Raw genomic sequence first — 17,859 nt, forward strand, 5'->3', positions numbered from 1 at the left:
CATATTTACTCTTTAATTTTTATGAGAAAACTAACTTTTTTAGCCCTATTTTTTATTCTTATTGGCTTTTCTTCTAAAGCATTAGCTCAATCTCCTGTTCGTTTGGGTTTAAAATTTAATCCTATTATTTCGTATGCACGAATAACTGACGAAGACAAAAAATCTATTGATGGACTTGAAAAAAGCTCAAAACTTGGTTTTTCGGGTGGTTTGATGTTAGATTTTAATTTTTCTGAACGTGCAGCCTTTCATACTGGAGTACTTATCGTATCAAAAGGATATGAAACTAAAGTTAAAGGATTTGATATTACCACTACTTCAAAAGTCACAGCTGTAGAAGTTCCTTTAGCTCTTAAAATGCGTTCTGGAGATATTGCTGAGGGATTACGTATTCGTGGGCTTTTTGGAGGACAACTTGGGTTAAATGTTTCTTCAAAAACTACTACAAAACTTGGTAGCGTTTCTGATGAAAGCCGTAAGACAAGTGATTTTTATCAGCCATTAAGTGTAGATTTTTTGGTAGGTGCAGGTGTAGAATATGATATTGAATCTGTCGGAACACTAGATTTCGGACTAAGTTATCATAATGGACTTACTCGTTTTAATAAAAAGGATGAAGATGCTCAAATTCAACCTAGAGCTTTATTACATTATTTCTCTTTAGATATTGGTTTCTTTTTCTAAAAGATATTATTTTTTGCATTCCGAAAGAGTTTGAGAAATCAAACTCTTTTTTTATTGTATAAATTCAAGATGGCTATTTTAGCTTCACATAAAATCTCAAAAAGAACATTTTATTTGATTTTTTTTCACTATCTTTATTAAAACACTCACTTACAATACCTTATACTTTCACTATTTCAACTGATAAAATAGTCAATTCCCTTTTTATTTGACATCTTTTTATACTTATTATTGTCTATGTCATTAAATCCTCTTTCTGTTTTATTTGACGTTCCTCATCATTTAGATTTAACTATCGAAGAACACAAAGACTTTGCTGTTGTCTCTACGGCAGGCGTATTAGGTTTTTTAGCTCATATTGTATTTTTTATTCTTTTTTTCCTGTTTCATTCTCATTTTATGATGTATCTGAATATAGGAAGTATTCTAACTTTTGCCTGCATTTTTTACTTTAATCGTAGCTCATCAAGAAACCCTACTCTTCTACTTATTTTAGCGAGTTTAGAGATACTTGTTCATACTACTTTTGCTATTTTTTTATTAGGATGGACACCTAACTTTCATATTTACTTCTTTATTCCTATTCTGTCAGCTTTGGTTATTTCCAAAAGCAATGCTATTGCTGCTCATATTATCAATGTAACTTGTATAGTTTTTTATATCGCTTTGGCAACTTATACTAACTATGAAAATCCAATAGCTCCCCTTGAGGAAATAGAAGCATTTGTTTTTGAAATTTTGAATATTAGTAGTGTTTCTGTAATAGTAATCATTGTTACGATGTATTATAGTTATGTATCTAATGAATCTTCAAAAGATTTAATTCAGTTAAATAGTAAATTAAAAGAGCAAAGTCAAAAGGTTATGTCTTTTAATAATGAACTTGCTCAACAAACAGAAGAACTACAAATACAGTCAGAGCAATTAGAAAATGCTAATAAACATACTACTGATAGCATCAGATATGCTCTTCGAATTCAAGAAGCTGTTTTACCTTCTTTTTCTGATTTAGATAATCTGTTTGGAGAAAAAAATGTAATAGTTTTTTATAGCCCTAAAGATATTGTTTCAGGAGATTTTTATTGGGCAAAAGGAAAAGCCAAAAATAAAATAATCGTAGTAGCAGACTGTACAGGTCATGGCGTTCCAGGGGCAATGCTAACAATGATAGGAGAAAGTCTTTTGAATAATATTGTGTTAGAAAAAGGAATTACAGAACCTGCTTTGATTTTAGATGCCTTACAAGTTTATTTTTCTACTCTTTTTAGTGGAAGTGTCCATAATATAAGAGATGGAATGGATATTTCTATTTCAACAATTAATTATAAAACAAAGAAATTACATTTTGCAGGAGCTAGAAATCCAATTACATATATTCAGAACGGAGAAATGAAAACCATTCAAGGCGACAAAATGAGTATTGGTAACTCAAATTTCAAGTCCAAAATAGGTAATAGATTTACTGATCACCAAATAGATATTTCTGTACCTACAACAGTTTACATGTACACAGACGGTTTTCAAGACCAGTTTGGAGGAAAAGTAAATAGAAAATTTTATAGTAAAAACTTGAGAGAATTATTTTTTACAATACATAAACTTCCCATGTCCAAGCAACGAACACGCCTAAAACTGACCTTTATGGAATGGTGTGATTTTGCCAAACAAACCGACGATGTTACCATTGTAGGAATAAAAATAGATTCTAGTCCAAACATCGAAGCTTGAACTAGAATTTAGTTTTTACACAATCATTTTTTCGATAGGAATAACTAATATTCCTTCTGCACCTGCTCCTTGTAGTGCATCAATTTTTTCCCAAAAGTCATCTTCATTAATAACAGTATGAACAGAAACCCAATTATCATCAGCCAAAGGCATAATAGTAGGACTTTTTAAACCAGGTAAAACTGAAATAATAGCATCCAATTTTGATTTTGGCGCATTTAAAAGAATATATTTATTTTTGTGTGAACGTCTTACAGATTGCATTCTAAATAAAAGTTTCTCAAAATTCTTGCGTTTTTCTCCATTAAAATCTGGATTCGCTACCAAAACAGCTTCTGACTTCAAAACCGTTTCTACTTCTTTTAGTCCATTGCTCAAAAGTGTACTTCCAGAGCTTACAATATCACAAACTCCTTCTGAAAGACCAATACTAGGCGCAATTTCTACCGAACCACTAATCATGTGGATTTCAGCATTTACATTTTTTTCTTTAAAATAATCACCCAAGATTTTTGGATACGAAGTAGCAATACGTTTTCCATCAAAAAAAGAAACATCATCATAAGTTGTTCCTCTAGGCACAGCCAAAGACAAACGACATTTTGCAAAACCTAATCGGTCCACAATCTCCAATTTTTTACCTTTTTCAAGCATTACATTTTCGCCAATGATTCCAACATCAGCAACGCCATCTTGTACATATTCTGGAATATCATCATCTCTTAAGAAAAGAATTTCTAAGGGAAAATTAGATGCTTCTGCACGCAACGCATTAGGACTTGTTGTGATTTGAATTCCACATTCTTTAAGTAGAGCAAGTGATTTTTCACTCAAACGACCCGATTTTTGTATCGCTATTTTCAAACGATTTGAGTTTTCTGTATTATTAGGCGACATAGATATTTATTTTTCTGTGTTCTAGTGAGTAATTCTATTTTAATTATTGGTGGTTTTCCTTGAAATTTTACTTATTTTTCTATCTTAAAAAAAAGCAAACTTACAAAAAAATAAGGTCAGAAGTAAAATAATGCCTTTTTAAAAAAGATTAATCAAGAGGAATCCATAATTTATATCCTGTTTCATTCTCAAACTTAGCTTGCCAATTCTTGCCATATTTTATGTTCATTTTTTCTAATACCACTTTATTATTTATGTTGGCTATTATAGCCTGAAAAACTCCTACGTTACAACCCGCAATTCTCTCCATTCGAAATCCATATTTTTCTGTAATTGAATTTTCACCATTCAAACAATCTACTGGTAATAGTTCTCCATAAATTTGAAAAGTGGGAAAATTTTCAGTATCATTTTCTGCTGTTTCAGAGTCCGTTTGATTTGATGTTTTCGAATTATCTACACAACTTACAAAAAGTAAAATTGCTAGAAGTAAAATAAGTAGGTATTTCATTATTTTTGATTAATTTATTTTTGATTTGGAAATAAAGATATATTATCAACATTTGCAAATAGCTTTTCGGAAATCCAAAAGAACGCTGGCAATAAGTTTAGCTACAAATCCTTAACTGTAATAAATTACTAAAAAGTAGTTTTTCCAAAACTCAAAACTTTTACAAAGAAAAAAACTATCTTTGCATCTTACTTTTGCTATAAAAATAACTGAAAATATACGTTCTCTACAAATGACAGCACAAGAATTACAAGAAAAGCTAGATAAAGCATTAGAAAAATACGAAATTGTAATTGGTCTTGAAGTCCATGCTCAACTTCTTACCCAAACAAAAGCCTATTCTTCTGACCCCAATGAATATGGCAGCTTGCCAAACACAAATGTAAGCGTAATTACGCTCGCTCACCCCGGTACGCTTCCAAAATGCAACAAAAAAGTATTGGAATACGCTATCAAAATGGGCGTTGCTTGTGGTTGTGATATTACAGAATACAATATTTTTGATAGAAAAAATTATTTTTATCCCGATTTGCCAAAAGGCTATCAGATTACACAAGACAAAACGCCAATTTGTAGAGGTGGTTTTATTCCGATTACACTTCCAAGTGGCGAAGAAAAGAGCCTTGAATTGACACGCATTCACATGGAAGAAGATGCAGGAAAATCAATGCACTTGGCTGCCGAAGTCGACACGCTTGTCGATTTGAACCGTGCAGGAGTTCCTTTGATTGAGATTGTTTCTGAGCCTTGTTTGCGTTCTAGTGAAGAAGCCTATTATTATTTGCAAGAAGTGCGTCGTCTTTTGCGTTACTTAGAAATTTGTGATGGAAACATGGAAGAGGGTTCGATGCGTTGTGATGCCAATATTTCAGTACGACTTAAAGGAGAAGAAGCCTATCGTACACGAGTAGAAGTAAAAAATATGAACTCGTTTAGAAATGTACAACGAGCGATTGATTTTGAAGTAATTCGTCAAGTAGATTTCTATGAAGACCCAGCTACAACAGGCGAAATTTATGGAGAAACACGTATGTTTGATGCAAATACAGGCAATACATACAGCCTTCGTGCAAAGGAAACGTTGAATGATTATCGTTATTTTCCAGAGCCAGATTTGCAGCCATTAGTAGTTACAGAGGAATATTTACAGACAGTGAAAGCCTCACTTCCTGCACTTCCTCGTGAACTAAAAGCACGTTTTATGAAAGACTATGAACTTTCAGAATATGACACAAACATTTTGATTGATGATAAAGAAACAGCTTTATATTTTGATGAATTATGTCAAAAAACAAAAAATTACAAAGCTGCTTCCAACTGGATTACCAATATTGTAAAATCGTATTTGAATGAAAATAAAATCTCTTTTTCTGATTTTGCTTCAAAAATAAATACAGATAAAATGGCACAGCTTATCGAACTTGTAGATTCGAATAAAGTAAGTTTTGCCTTAGCTGCTCAAAAACTTTTTCCTGCACTAATAGAAGACACTACCAAATCGCCAGAAGAAAAAGCAAAAGAATTAGATATGATTCAGAGTAGTGATGAAGATTCTATTTTGCCAATCGTGAAAGAAGTTTTGGCTCAATTTCCTGATAAAGTAGCTGAGTATAACGGTGGAAAAGTAGGCTTGTTAGGAATGTTTATGGGACAGGTTATGAAAAAATCGAAAGGAAAAGCCGACCCTAAAGTTGCAAGTGCTTTGATAGAACAAGAATTAGAAAAAATGAAGTAAAACTTTAATTTATAACACTATGATAATTGGTCTATTCCTAATATGGTCTATAGGAAGAGCTTTTTTCAAACTTGCTAAAGAAATAGAAAAGAACAAATGGTTTTTTGCTGTTTTGGGCGTGCTTTCCTATTATGTAGGCACTGTGGTAGGAGCATTTATTATTTTTGTAGTTTCTGATCTTTTCTTGTCATCTTACTACAATATTGAAAGTATAGATGAAAATATAATTGGCTTAATTGCTATTCCCTTTGGAGTTTTAGCCTGTTGGGGCTTTTATAAAATTTTAGAGAAAAATTGGAAAACAAATGATGATGAAACCTACATCAAAGACGATACTATTTTAGATGCAAATCTATAAAACCCAATTTTCTGTCTTTTAGAAAATGAACTTAATGGTTCAGAAACTGCTTTATTTTGAAGTAATTTCTGAACCTTTTTTTTATAAAAATTAAACTCTAATGAACGACATTCTCCTAAAACCAAACTTCATACAAAATCCTCAAAGTCTATTTGAATTGATTAATATTTCTATAATTTGGGATAACCGAATGAAAGCACGCAAAACAGCAAGTTTTGGAAAGGCTTATAATTATTCTCAGATGAGCTATCCTTTTCAAGAATTTCCTAGTTTTTTGGAAAAAATTCGTCAGAATATAAAACTAGAATTGAATTTTGAGCCAAATAACTGTTTGATAAATTATTATGAAAATGGACTGTCAAAAATGGGTTATCATTCTGACCAAATTGATATTTTAGCCGAAAATACAGGAATTGTAATTATTTCTTTAGGAGAAACAAGGCTTTTAAAATTCAGAAATATAGAAGATAAAACTAGTTTCAAAGAATTTGAACTCACTTCTGGAAGTCTTTTTTATATGAATCAAGAAATTCAAAACAGTTGGCAACACGCTATTCTAAAATCAAATACAGAAAATTCTCGTATGAGTTTGACTTTTAGAAAATTAAGGTAACTAAAAAAGTAGGCTCTTCCGACAATTTAGCGAAATTATAAAAGGGTGTGCGTTCGTTTTAGCTTCGCTGAGGGTTACACCGTTCTCAAAAACGAACGAAACGCTTCCTCAGAAGCGTGATTTAAGCAATATCACGCTTCTGAGGAAGCGTTTTTTTCAGTTCTGAGGAACTGAACACACAATGTTTCGCTAAAAAGTCGGAAGAGCCAAAAAGTATTTGTAATAAAAATTACGAATACTTTTTTTAGATGTTTTCTTAGTTTAAATGCTTTTAAAGAGCAAAAAATTGTTTTATATTTCCCTAACAACTCCAATTTGTTTTTATTTCTATAAAAATTACTTATTAAGCCACTCCATTGCAGAAGCAGTATCTTCAAAATAATTTGATTGGTAACCAGCAGTAGTATCGTCATCTATTATCTGACTAATGGAAACCTGAGTAAATAAATCTTTGCTTATTATTATAGCTAATTTTTCAAGTTCAATTGCTTTAAAGGTAGGTAATATTATATCATTGTGCTTTTCTTGCTCATCAGGAGATATAGTATGTTGCATGTCAAGCGTTTTTGCTAATATTTTCTTTGGTCTGTGTTTTAATAGCACTTCATTTTCTAAACGAACATGTTCTTGAAACTCTTCAACGGTCATATTAGCAGTTGCTGCCAACCACTCTAATTCTAAAAGTTCTGTTTCAGGAAAATAACTAAGGACAAAAAATTGCGTTTGTTTTACTATCATGTTTTTAGCTTTTAATAGTTATTAAATAAAAAAATGTTAAAAATTATTAATCGATTTAAATTACAGTAACTAACAGATTTGATTTGTTATTGTTTTTTGGAAAAAAAAATAAAATATGATTGATTGTATGGTATTACTGGTCTTTAAGTATTTCTGATTAAAAAACAATTCTCCCCCAATTCTTCTTTATGATATATCTATTAGTTTTTTAACTAACTCTGTTTATTTTTTTCTAATTTCTTTCTAAGATGAATTCTCAAAAAGCACATTTTTTCTTTGCTTTATTTCTTTTTTTTACCTGTTTTTTACTTTCTCCTGATACCAAAGCTGTGCAAATTTTCGGAAAAGTAACTAGTACAGAAGGCAAAAATTTACCTTTTATAACCATTTATCAAGAAGGAACATCCTATGGAACTATCACTAACCAAGAAGGAAATTATTTTCTACATCTAAATGAAGGTACTTATCAAATTGTATTTCGTTCTATCAGTTACCAAACCCAAATTAAGGAAGTAATTGTTACAAAAGAAAATGTACAAAAAGATGAAAAAATAGAGCTGAATATACAAATGAAGCATTTGACAATGCTTTTAGAAACTATAGTGATTGATTCAAATAAAGACAACAAAAAAGAAATAAATAAAGCTCATTCTATCATTCAATCAGCACAACAAAAAAGAGAATTTTATAGAAATCAAGCACAGGCTTTTTCGTGTGATATTTACATAAAAAATGTACAGCAATTAGATACATTTCATATTCCTAAATTATTTTCTACTAAACAAGTAAAGCAACTAAAACAAGAATGGCAAACAGATAAAGTAATTTACTTTTCAGAATTAGTGTCCAAATATTATTTCTTAGCTCCCAATTATCAAAAAGAAATAATTATTTCTTCTCGTGCAAATGGTGATAGCAGAGGTTTTGCTTGGAATAGTTCGTTTTTTCTAATTTTTGATTTGTATCAAAATTCTCTATCACTTCCTATTGGAGACAGAAAATTTATTTCTCCTATTGCAAAAAATGCCTTTAATTATTACGATTATGTATATGAAGCAGAGTTTACAGAAAATATAACAACTGATAAAAAAGTCAAAGTCCATAAGATAAAAGTCGTACCCAAACACACAGGACAACCTCTATTTTTTGGAGATATTTACATTCAAGATAGCACTTGGAGAATCCATAGTGTGGATTTGAAAATTAGTCGTCAAGCAGGAATAGAAATTATTGACACACTTGCGATAAAACAACTTTTTTCACCTATAACAGATAAATTATGGATGTGTTCTTCTCAATCTTTTTTGTTTAATTATAAGATTAATTTGTTTAGTGTTGAAGCGATAGGAAAGGGAAATTATACAGGCAGTTTTTTTAATTACCATCTAAATCCAAACTTTACTTCTGCACAATTAGAAAAAGATATAGATGAGTTAGACAAAGATTCATTTTATAAAAATAGAATTACTGAAAAACAGGGGACAAAACAGAACCAAAAGCAGAATGAACAACAAATTTCCATTATCGATACTGTATCATTAGATAAACTAGAAGAAAAAATAAAAAATAAAGAATTATCAACAAAACAGGTTAAAGCTGAGGAGGATTTTTTTAGCAACGAATTATCTATTTTGTTAGATAGTTCTACTCAAAAAACTACCTCATATTGGCAAAAAGTGCGTCCTGTTCCCCTTACAACAAAAGAAGCAAACCATTATCATAGAAGTGATAGCATAGAAGAAGCACACAGCCAACCTTCTTATTTAGATTCAATGGATAGACAAAGCAATAAATTTAAGTTTAAAGATTTGTTAGTAGGCTATTCTTACAAAATTCGTAAAAAAGAATTGACTTATAAATTTCCTTCTGTTTTGAATGTCATTCAATCTAATACAGTAGAAGGACTGGCACTTAATTTTGGAGTAGATAGAATAAAAAATAGAGAAAAAGATTTGAGTCAGACCAAACTAGGTGCAGATGCTAGATATGGTTTTGGAAGCAAACAATTTTTAGCCAAAGGAGAAATTTCTCATCTTTTTAATCGAATAAACGATAGATATATTTTTATAGAAGGTGGAGCTTTCGTAGAACAATTTGAACCAAATGCTATTCCATATTTTGTAAATGGAGTTTATACACAACTCAGAGAACAAAATTTAATGAAGATTTATCAGAAAAATTATTTTCAACTCGGAGCAGGACAACGTATTTTTCAAGGTGCATTTTTTCGCTTGCAAGGAAGTTTTGAAAGGCGCATTCCTTTAGAAAATAATCCAAAAGCATCTTCACTTGTAGACAGAAAAGATATAGCTTTCACATCTAATTTGCCTATTGACTATAAAGGTGAATCTGTTTTTTTCGAACTTCATAATGCCGTTTTGATAAAAGCTCGTTTTGAATATCTGATTGGTGAAAAGTATATTTTACGTCCCAAACAACGAATTAGTTTATCTAGTAAATATCCTTTGCTGGCACTTACTTACACACAAGCCATAAAAAACATAGCACAAAGTAAAGCAGATTTTGGAAAATTAGTCTTGAATATTAGTGATGGAATGAATTTAGGAATTTTAGGTACAATCAATTATGATATTCAAACTGGAGCATTTTTGTGGAATAACTATACTTCTTTTGTAGATAATTTTCATTTTTCTACTTCGCCTATTTTTGTAGCAAAAAACAATTTGCGTCAGTTTTTATTGTTGCCTTTTTATGAATATAGCACAACTAAGCCATTTGTAGAAGTTCATGCCGAACAGCATTTTAATGGATATTTATTGCACCGAATAGGATTTATGAAAAAATTAGGTTGGCAATTGGTAGCTAGTTCGAATTACCTTTATACACCTGCTGCAAAACATTATACAGAATTAAGCATTGGTTTTGAAAATATTTTTAAAGTTATCCGAACTGATTTTGTGTTTGCTCTGAATTCTTCTCTAAAACAAGACAGAACACTAGAAAGTAGACCTAATTCTATTAAAAAAATTGGTATTCGTTTTAGTATAGGCATCTGATTTAAGATTTAGAAAATTGATTTTACTAGATTTGTCTTAGTAAAGGTTAAAAACTAAAAAAGAGTATAAAAATTTTAGGTTAAATTTTAAAATGACAAAAAAGTCATTTATATTTGTAACACAATCAAGTTATGAAAATAAAATCCATAGAAAAAGAAGAGCGTATTTATGAAGTTGTTTTGCAACTTACTCAAAAAGTAGGGTTAGCAGGTTTGCGTATTTCCGATATTGCAAAAGAAGCAGATTTAGCACACGGAACGCTTTATATTTATTTCAAAAACAAGAAAGAACTTATTAATCAACTCTATAAAAAAATCAAAAGTAGAGTAAGCGCAGAACTTCTTCCAGAGAATATTAAAGAGTATTCTATCAAGGAAGGAATGCAGCTTGTTTGGCAAAATTATTTACATTATTTAGTTCATAATCAGATAGAAATACATTTTATGAGTCAATGTGCAAGTTCTAATATCTTAGATGATTCGAATAAAAGTATTTCAGATTCATTTATGAAAAAGACAAAATCATTTTTTCAAAAAGGAATTGATTCATCAGACATCAAAGATTTAGATATTGAATTATTGATAAGTGTATTTCAAGGAATGGCTAATCACATTGGTCTTCAAATTACTCAAAAAAAGCTGGATTACACACCAAAACTAATAGAAGAGAGCTTTGAAATCTACTGGCACGGAATCAGAAAGTAAGAAAACAATATAGAAAACACAGAAAACATAAATTAGGCTATTTCAATAAATAGTCTATTTTTTAAAACCAAAAATGACTTTTTTTTCACTTATAAATTAATTTCAACTCAAATTCAATACAATTATGGCAAACCAAAAAACAATTTTCATTACAGGTGCATCTTCTGGAATCGGAAAAGCAACAGCTGAATATTTTGCAGACAAAGGCTGGAATGTAGCAGCAACAATGCGTAATACATCTGACGCACTTACAGAAACCGACAATCTCAAAAAATTTGCTTTAGATGTTCAGGACAAAAATAGTATAGAAAAAGCAGTTAAAGATTCTATTGCAACTTTCGGAAAAATAGATGTAGTCTTGAACAATGCAGGATATGGAACGGCTGGTGTTTTGGAAAGTGCTTCAGATGAGCAAATTAAAAGACAATTTGATGTCAATTTATTTGGTTTAATTGATGTAATTCGTGCTTTTTTGCCTCACTTTAGAGAAAACAAAAATGGTCTTTTTATGAATGTTTCTTCTATTGGTGGGCTTATTACTTTGCCAATGTTTTCAATTTATCATGCTACAAAATGGGCAGTTGAAGGCTTGACAGAAGGTTTACAATATGAACTCAATCCTTTAGGAATTGAATTAAAAATCATTGAACCGGGTGGAGTAAAAACTGATTTTGCAGGGCGTTCTTTGGATATGTTTGAGAGTGAAAATGACGCAGCTTATCAAAAAACAATTACTAGAATGATGAAAAATTTTGAAGGAACAGAACGTTCAGATACCTATTCGACAGCCGAACAAATGGCAGAAGGAATTTTTGATGCAGCAACAGACGGCAAAAAACAACTTCGTTATGTCTTAGGAAATGATGCTCAACAGCTTTGGGGTGCGAGACAAAATCAACCGTATGAAGATTTTAGAGAAATGATTCGTACAAATATGTTAGGATAATTTTTCATAAAAATTAGTTTAGAAATGCCATTATGCAATCTTTTAACTGCATGATGGCATTTTTTTATTACCTAGTTTTACTTTCTACTCCAAAAACTTCTTCTAAATCCTTTTTTGAATTACTGACTTCTTGATTAAATTTTACTATCGAAATTACATAAAAGATTACTATTGCTAGCGAAATAAAAATTCTAACATTATTATCTAAGCTTACATTTATGAAAGAGTTTGGAAGAAGTAGAATTATCATGTAAGATAACCATATAATCAAATAAGCAAGAATAAAATTACTTAGTCGCATGGTAAGATGAACTGTTGTTTTTTCTTTGCCCTCAGATTTCTCACTTTGAATTTCACCTTCTATTAATGGTAAGAACCCCATTTTACGGTGTAAAATACGATTGATTTTAAAAGAATTTATATTGACATTTCCTTCATAAGGCGCATGATTACTACTCGCAAAAATTCCCTTCCAACGGAATATTTTTTTTGGTTCAGTTATGTTTTCCAATCGCTTTTTTATTTGTTCACTAGAAAGGTGTGTGATATAACTGATTTTTTCGTAAGGAAGATACTTCATATTTTTTTATCGTTTATTTGTCTCTCTGCTTCAAAAATATTCTCAAAAAACTCTTTAGACTTATTTCCTTCATAATGAAATGCTAAAACAGTTACTACAGAAATAATTAGTATCATCAAAAAAGGAGTAAAAGAAGCCAAATTAAATATAGATTGGTTTTCCATTTCTTGCCTAAAAATAGGAATCAAAAATAGAGTAGCTACAAACATGAAAAAAAGCCAGATAGCAAGAAAAACAATTACAAAAGTGTGTAACCTCATTTTGATATGAATAAGTGTACTTTCTTTATTTTCTTCTATTTCACCTTCTATTCGGGGCAAAAATGAATTTCGATAACTAATAATACGACTTATTTTGAAAGAATTTTCATTTACAACTCCCTCATAAGCCTTATGATTTCCACTTGAAAAAATACCTGTCATTCGAATCCATTGTTTAGGCTCTGTTTCATTTCTCACTCTTTTTAGAATTTCATCTTTAGATAAATGAGTTTTATAAGTCAGATTTTCGTAGGGTATAATATTCATACAAGTAATAATTTTTGGACTCAATAAGTTTTTGTTATACAAAATACAAAACTTTATCCAAAAAAATAATTACTTCTCTAATTCAAATTGCTTTTCTAAAGACTGTCTTTTTTCCAAATCAGCTTTGATTTTTATATTTAGAGGAGAGTCTGCTAACACATTATAACTTTCCCAAAAAGCAGTATTATAATCAATTTCTTTTAGCTTCGAATCGTCTTGCAAATCTTGTGGAGTCGGATTTTTTTGATTTACATTTACTGTAAGTTGTTCGACAAAATATTCAGAAACAGATTCTTCAAAGGCTTCTTGACTCTCATAATATTTTTCGATGGAGCGCAACGATTGATAACTTACCAAATATTTATCATCGTATTTCTTGAAATAAAAATGCTCTTCGTTCTCTAAATAAATATTATATCCATAACGTTCTTTTGCATTATAGCCCCCCATTGCACCAACAGGAAGATAAGAAAAATGAAGTTGGAGAACAGCATAATCTTCGTCATTTACAAAGAGTTTTCCTTTAAGTTTTCTAAATCGGTCAATTGTTGCATTATAAGAAAAAGAGATTTCATAAACTGTTTTTTTGCCTATTGAAGTCAGATTTACTAGTTCATAGTCAAATTTTTCGTACATCATTTTATCAAAAATGAATTGATTTTTTCTTATCCAATTGTACTTTGTGCCGTATTCTACATCAATAAAAAAATTATTTATCTTTGATTTTGAATAATCATAAGATGCTCTTCTCTCTTTTACTTGTGCAAAATAATCTTCTTCTAGGTTCAAAATAGTAGGAGCAAAACTATTTTTACTTTTGTAGTTATAGATAATAGGAACATACGCTCGTTTGTCATATACATGAAGTGCAGCTTCTACCAAACGAACATAAGCTGTCGAATCTTTGAGATATTCTCTATAAAAAAAATCTACATTATAAGGAGTTTGTGGATAATTTTCAGGTAGGTTTTTTATGACCTGTTTCATTATTTTTTCTACCTTAGGAATTCTTTTTGAACTAATCGTAACTGTTTTGAGAGATTCACTAGATTTTAATTCTAAAACTAATTGATTACTTTTAGAATACTGATATGCTTCTGAAACTTTTATTTTTAAAGGCTGATAACCTACAAAAGAACAAACAATAAACTTATCCTTCCAAATAGGATTGAGGCGAAATTCAAAGATTCCAGCCGAATTACTTGCCGTTCCTACACTTGTTCCTTCAATTCCAATGGAAGCAAAAGGTAAGAGCTCTTTGGTTTCAGAATCGATAACTTTTCCTTTTATAAGAAAATTTGTTTGCCCTAAAACTTCAAATCCAAATAATAAAACTAAAAGAAATGAAGTAAATAATAATACGATTTTTGCTCTTTTCATTTTATAATGAGTCTGTATTTTTTTGAGATAAATACAAAAATAATTATTTCTATTTAGAGTATTCGATTACTTCATTTTGAATTGGAGAATAATCTGTTTTTTCTTTTCCATCAACAATAATTTTATCGAAATAACATTTTATTCCTGTTGCTTGATTTGAGTTTTCTGTATTTTGAATGTGAAAATGTAAATGAGGTTCAGTAGAATGACCAGAATTTCCACAAAGTGCTAACCTATCACCTTGTTTTACTTTTTGTCCTTCCTTTACTTTTATAGAATTCTGTTTGAGATGAGCAAAAAATAAATATTCATTGTTTTCTGTTTTCAGAATCACTGTATTTCCTGTAATAAACTGATTATTGACTTCTCCTACCTTATTATCTTTTATTCCATCTACTGACAGAACAATTTCTCCATCACAAGGTGCAAAAATTTCTTGTCCAAAAGCATAATAATCTTCATTCTTTTCTGCATTTGTTGTATAGGTTTTTCCATTTTTCATAATCAAAAAATCAAACGCATTCTTCTGTGATTGGCTTTCTACATGATAGTTTTGCTTTTCTGTATCTCCTCCCCAAGTAACCGTCCATTTTCCCTCAAAAGGCAAGATGAGTTTAGTCTGATTACGTTCAGGTGTAGGTATTTCAGTAATTTCTTCATAGGGTTTAATAAATAATCCATTTATTTTGCCTTGATTATCTACCGAAATATTTAATGCTGCTGTTCCTTTTTCAAATTTCGTTTTATAGACAGCATAACTTCCTTTTTCATACCTAGAGAACTCTCTTTTTATTATTTTTCCTGTTTGTTGGTATGAATTTTTCAAAAACAATCTAGTTTCTTCCAAAGGCATTGCTTTTTTCATTCCATAAGAAAACATCTCAAAAATGCTATCATAATCAGAATTATTGAAATAATTATCAAAATTTTGTGCTACCTTTTCATAACTCTCTGTTTCTTTAAAGTCGTTATTGGTTTGAGAAAATGAATTTGAAAGCGTAAAAAGATACACAAAACAGAGCGCAAAAAACGAAAATAACTTCATACAGATAAAATTTAGGTATTATAATTTTGAAACGAAAATTACAAAAAAATAAAAGTAGTTTAGTTATATTTCTATTTTAAGTTTTATTAAAAAATTAAATTCAGACATTCTGTTCTATCTATTTTACTTGTCTGTGTCATAGCAAAATTAGAAATATAAAAACATTGTTTGGGAGTATGATAAGCAGGCAGATTTGTTTTGAGATGCTGTAAAAGGTCATTTTCAAAATTTTTATCAAATGGTAACCCTTCAATAATCAAAATCACTTTTTCGCCTAATGTTTCATCAGGTATAGAAGAAATAAAGAAGCGTTTTTGTAAATCTAATTCATAAAAAGCTCTTTCAATAAAAGCTTCTATTTTTTCTGGAAAAACTTTTACACCTCCTGTATTGATAGCAAAATCTGCACGCCCAAGCCACTCAAACTCATTGTCATTTTTTATATCTACCAAATCGTTTGTTGTGATTTCTTTTCCCAAAGTGTGAGGCGCAGAAATAACTAAACAACCACGCTGATCCGTTTTTATATTTACATTTGGAAGTGTTTTGTAGGTATCCGAAATTTCTTTTTTTCCTTTTCCATTAAGCCTTTTCAATGCAATATGAGTAACAGTTTCGCTCATTCCATAAGTAGAATAAATTGGAACTCGGTTGAGAGCTTTTATAGAACGAATTTTTTTGAGAAGAGAATATGAAACAGGCGCACCACCAATAATAATTGCCTTCATCTGACGCAAAATCGCAATTTTCTCAGGTGTTTCGTCTAAAATAGTTTGTAATTGCATGGGAACAAAAGCAGCAAAATCAAACCACATTTTTTCATCAAAATCTTCTAAGGGATTTCGTTTGGGAGGAACTATTATCATTTCTGCATCTAATTCCATTCCCCGAACTAGCATCATTTTCCCTGCAATATATTCAGTATTTAAACATACTAGAAAACGCTCATCTTGCTTCAAATTCAATGCTTTAGCTGTTGCCAAAACGCTATTTTGCATTTGTTTTCTAGTAAGAGTAATTGGTTTTGGAATGCCTGTTGAGCCTGATGTATGAACTATAAATTCTTTTTTATTGCTTTGCCATTCCATACAAAAGCTAATTACAAGCTGGTTATAAGAACTACACAGAACGGTTTGAGAAAGCTCTGAAATTGGAACTTTTTTACCTATTTCTCCTTTACAAACTTCAAGAGGAAAATATAGACTAGATTGAGAATGAGTAATAGTAGTATTTTTTAATAGAGATTCTGACATAATGAGTTATAAAAATAATGATAGAATTGTTTTGCCTAAATTGTTTTGTTAAGGTCTAAGTTTAATAAGTTAAAAAAATGAACTCAATTATATAACTTTAAATGAGCGTAGTTTGTTAAAGGAAGTACAAATAAACATATTTTAATAATATACACATAAACCTTGCTATGTAGGTAATATTGCTTAAATTATTATAGTAATTGGTAATAGAAAAATAGTGAATATTTGAACTTACTTGAAATCAATATGTTATAAACATAAAACAAAAGCAGCCTCTTTAATCTTGCAACTTTCTAATAAAATACATAACTTTGTAGAGTTGTGTTATTATTCTAATAAATCAACTATTTTAATGGCTATTTTCTATTTATAATTAATTTGAAACATTTTTTTTATCTTATTTCTATATTGCTTCTATAATTTTTTACTAAAATAGGATTATCTACATTATAAAAACTTTAATCTTTTAAATTAATTCAAACTATTTTTTTACAACAAAATAGTGATAAAATAATATTATTATGTTTCTTTCTTTTGAAAAAATGCCTTCTTATTCTCGTATTTGGATTTATCAGTCTGATAGAGAACTTACAGATAGTGAAGTTGTGGCAATTACGAATGTTTTAACAAATTTTATTGAAAATTGGCAAGCCCATGGTAACTCTCTAGTTTCATCTTTCGAAATTCGTCATAAGCGTTTTTTAATTTTGGCAGTAAACGAAGAACTTACAAAAGCAACAGGATGTTCTATTGACAAATCTGTAGCACTTATGAAAGCTATTGAAGATGAATTCAAAATTTCACTTTTTGACAGAACTAAAGTAGCTTATTTTGATAAAGAAGATAAAATAACTATTACCTCTCTTTCTAAACTTAAAGAATTAGTTATTGAGCAAAAAATCACTTCTGATACAATTATTTTTGATAATTTGGTTCAAATAAAAGAACAGCTAGATTCTCAGTGGCAAAATAAGGCTTCTAATACGTGGCTCAAACGTTATTTTCAGAACGTGCTTTCATAGGCTTTGTATCATCGTGAGACACCGACAAGGGCTTCTCAGAATTGATTGTCATGAATTCAACAAATCCTAAAACACAAAAACCCTTATTTCTTTATTGAAATAAGGGTTTTTATAGTTGAAG

17 protein-coding genes are annotated in these 17,859 nt (G+C 30.0%); 9 read left to right on the plus strand and 8 right to left on the minus strand.

What is annotated here, in order from left to right; genetic code table 11:
• Window positions 1-21 precede the first annotated feature (21 nt).
• A complete protein-coding gene (locus tag V9L05_RS03260) occupies window positions 22-684 on the plus strand; it encodes a porin family protein (protein WP_338790349.1) in 663 nt (220 codons plus the stop codon).
• A 237-nt stretch (window positions 685-921) separates the two neighbouring features.
• Entirely contained in the window at window positions 922-2,412 is a 1,491-nt protein-coding gene (locus tag V9L05_RS03265; RefSeq protein WP_338814363.1) for a SpoIIE family protein phosphatase, read from the plus strand.
• 15 nt (window positions 2,413-2,427) lie between these two features.
• On the opposite strand, the gene hisG is transcribed toward V9L05_RS03265, so the two are convergent.
• The gene (gene hisG, locus V9L05_RS03270; RefSeq protein ID WP_338790347.1) at window positions 2,428-3,309 is read right to left on the minus strand and encodes an ATP phosphoribosyltransferase; all 882 of its coding nucleotides are present in this window, start codon (window positions 3,307-3,309) and stop codon (window positions 2,428-2,430) included.
• 148 nt (window positions 3,310-3,457) lie between these two features.
• The gene (locus tag V9L05_RS03275) at window positions 3,458-3,820 is read right to left on the minus strand and encodes a hypothetical protein (protein WP_338814364.1); all 363 of its coding nucleotides are present in this window, start codon (window positions 3,818-3,820) and stop codon (window positions 3,458-3,460) included.
• Window positions 3,821-4,052: 232 nt separating this feature from the next.
• Between V9L05_RS03275 and gatB the strand changes: the two genes are divergently transcribed.
• The 3 genes from gatB to V9L05_RS03290 all read left to right on the plus strand — a co-directional run bounded on the left by gatB (window position 4,053) and on the right by V9L05_RS03290 (window position 6,526).
• A complete protein-coding gene (gatB, locus tag V9L05_RS03280) occupies window positions 4,053-5,555 on the plus strand; it encodes an Asp-tRNA(Asn)/Glu-tRNA(Gln) amidotransferase subunit GatB (protein WP_338815409.1) in 1,503 nt (500 codons plus the stop codon).
• 19 nt (window positions 5,556-5,574) lie between these two features.
• Complete coding sequence (locus V9L05_RS03285; RefSeq protein ID WP_338814365.1) at window positions 5,575-5,913, plus strand: hypothetical protein; 339 nt, start codon at window positions 5,575-5,577, stop codon at window positions 5,911-5,913.
• A gap of 100 nt (window positions 5,914-6,013) precedes the next feature.
• Complete coding sequence (locus V9L05_RS03290) at window positions 6,014-6,526, plus strand: alpha-ketoglutarate-dependent dioxygenase AlkB (RefSeq protein WP_338814366.1); 513 nt, start codon at window positions 6,014-6,016, stop codon at window positions 6,524-6,526.
• A 336-nt stretch (window positions 6,527-6,862) separates the two neighbouring features.
• Here the strand turns inward: V9L05_RS03290 and V9L05_RS03295 are convergent, their stop codons facing one another.
• A complete protein-coding gene (locus tag V9L05_RS03295; RefSeq protein WP_338790342.1) occupies window positions 6,863-7,264 on the minus strand; it encodes a hypothetical protein in 402 nt (133 codons plus the stop codon).
• Window positions 7,265-7,512: 248 nt separating this feature from the next.
• Between V9L05_RS03295 and V9L05_RS03300 the strand changes: the two genes are divergently transcribed.
• The 3 genes from V9L05_RS03300 (at window position 7,513) to V9L05_RS03310 (ending at window position 11,931) form a co-directional block, all read left to right on the plus strand.
• Entirely contained in the window at window positions 7,513-10,281 is a 2,769-nt protein-coding gene (locus tag V9L05_RS03300) for a DUF5686 and carboxypeptidase regulatory-like domain-containing protein (RefSeq protein WP_338814367.1), read from the plus strand.
• Between the two features lie 131 nt (window positions 10,282-10,412).
• Entirely contained in the window at window positions 10,413-10,985 is a 573-nt protein-coding gene (locus tag V9L05_RS03305) for a TetR/AcrR family transcriptional regulator (protein WP_338814368.1), read from the plus strand.
• Between the two features lie 124 nt (window positions 10,986-11,109).
• Window positions 11,110-11,931 (plus strand): SDR family oxidoreductase, encoded by an 822-nt coding sequence (locus V9L05_RS03310; RefSeq protein WP_338814369.1) that lies wholly within the window; start codon window positions 11,110-11,112, stop codon window positions 11,929-11,931.
• 67 nt (window positions 11,932-11,998) lie between these two features.
• Here V9L05_RS03310 and V9L05_RS03315 read toward each other — a convergent pair whose 3' ends face one another.
• The 5 genes from V9L05_RS03315 to V9L05_RS03335 all read right to left on the minus strand — a co-directional run bounded on the left by V9L05_RS03315 (window position 11,999) and on the right by V9L05_RS03335 (window position 16,716).
• Window positions 11,999-12,511 (minus strand): hypothetical protein, encoded by a 513-nt coding sequence (locus V9L05_RS03315; protein WP_338814370.1) that lies wholly within the window; start codon window positions 12,509-12,511, stop codon window positions 11,999-12,001.
• Window positions 12,508-13,038 (minus strand): hypothetical protein, encoded by a 531-nt coding sequence (locus V9L05_RS03320; RefSeq protein ID WP_338814371.1) that lies wholly within the window; start codon window positions 13,036-13,038, stop codon window positions 12,508-12,510. Before V9L05_RS03320 ends, V9L05_RS03315 begins: the two co-directional genes overlap by 4 nt.
• A gap of 69 nt (window positions 13,039-13,107) precedes the next feature.
• Complete coding sequence (locus V9L05_RS03325) at window positions 13,108-14,418, minus strand: carboxypeptidase-like regulatory domain-containing protein (RefSeq protein ID WP_338814372.1); 1,311 nt, start codon at window positions 14,416-14,418, stop codon at window positions 13,108-13,110.
• Between the two features lie 49 nt (window positions 14,419-14,467).
• Entirely contained in the window at window positions 14,468-15,463 is a 996-nt protein-coding gene (locus tag V9L05_RS03330) for a peptidoglycan DD-metalloendopeptidase family protein (RefSeq protein WP_338814374.1), read from the minus strand.
• A gap of 86 nt (window positions 15,464-15,549) precedes the next feature.
• A complete protein-coding gene (locus tag V9L05_RS03335) occupies window positions 15,550-16,716 on the minus strand; it encodes an AMP-binding protein (protein ID WP_338814375.1) in 1,167 nt (388 codons plus the stop codon).
• 521 nt (window positions 16,717-17,237) lie between these two features.
• Between V9L05_RS03335 and V9L05_RS03340 the strand changes: the two genes are divergently transcribed.
• Entirely contained in the window at window positions 17,238-17,738 is a 501-nt protein-coding gene (locus V9L05_RS03340; RefSeq protein ID WP_338814376.1) for a hypothetical protein, read from the plus strand.
• Window positions 17,739-17,859 lie beyond the last annotated feature (121 nt).

This window comes from Bernardetia sp. Wsw4-3y2, assembly GCF_037126295.1.
Lineage (GTDB): Bacteria > Bacteroidota > Bacteroidia > Cytophagales > Bernardetiaceae > Bernardetia.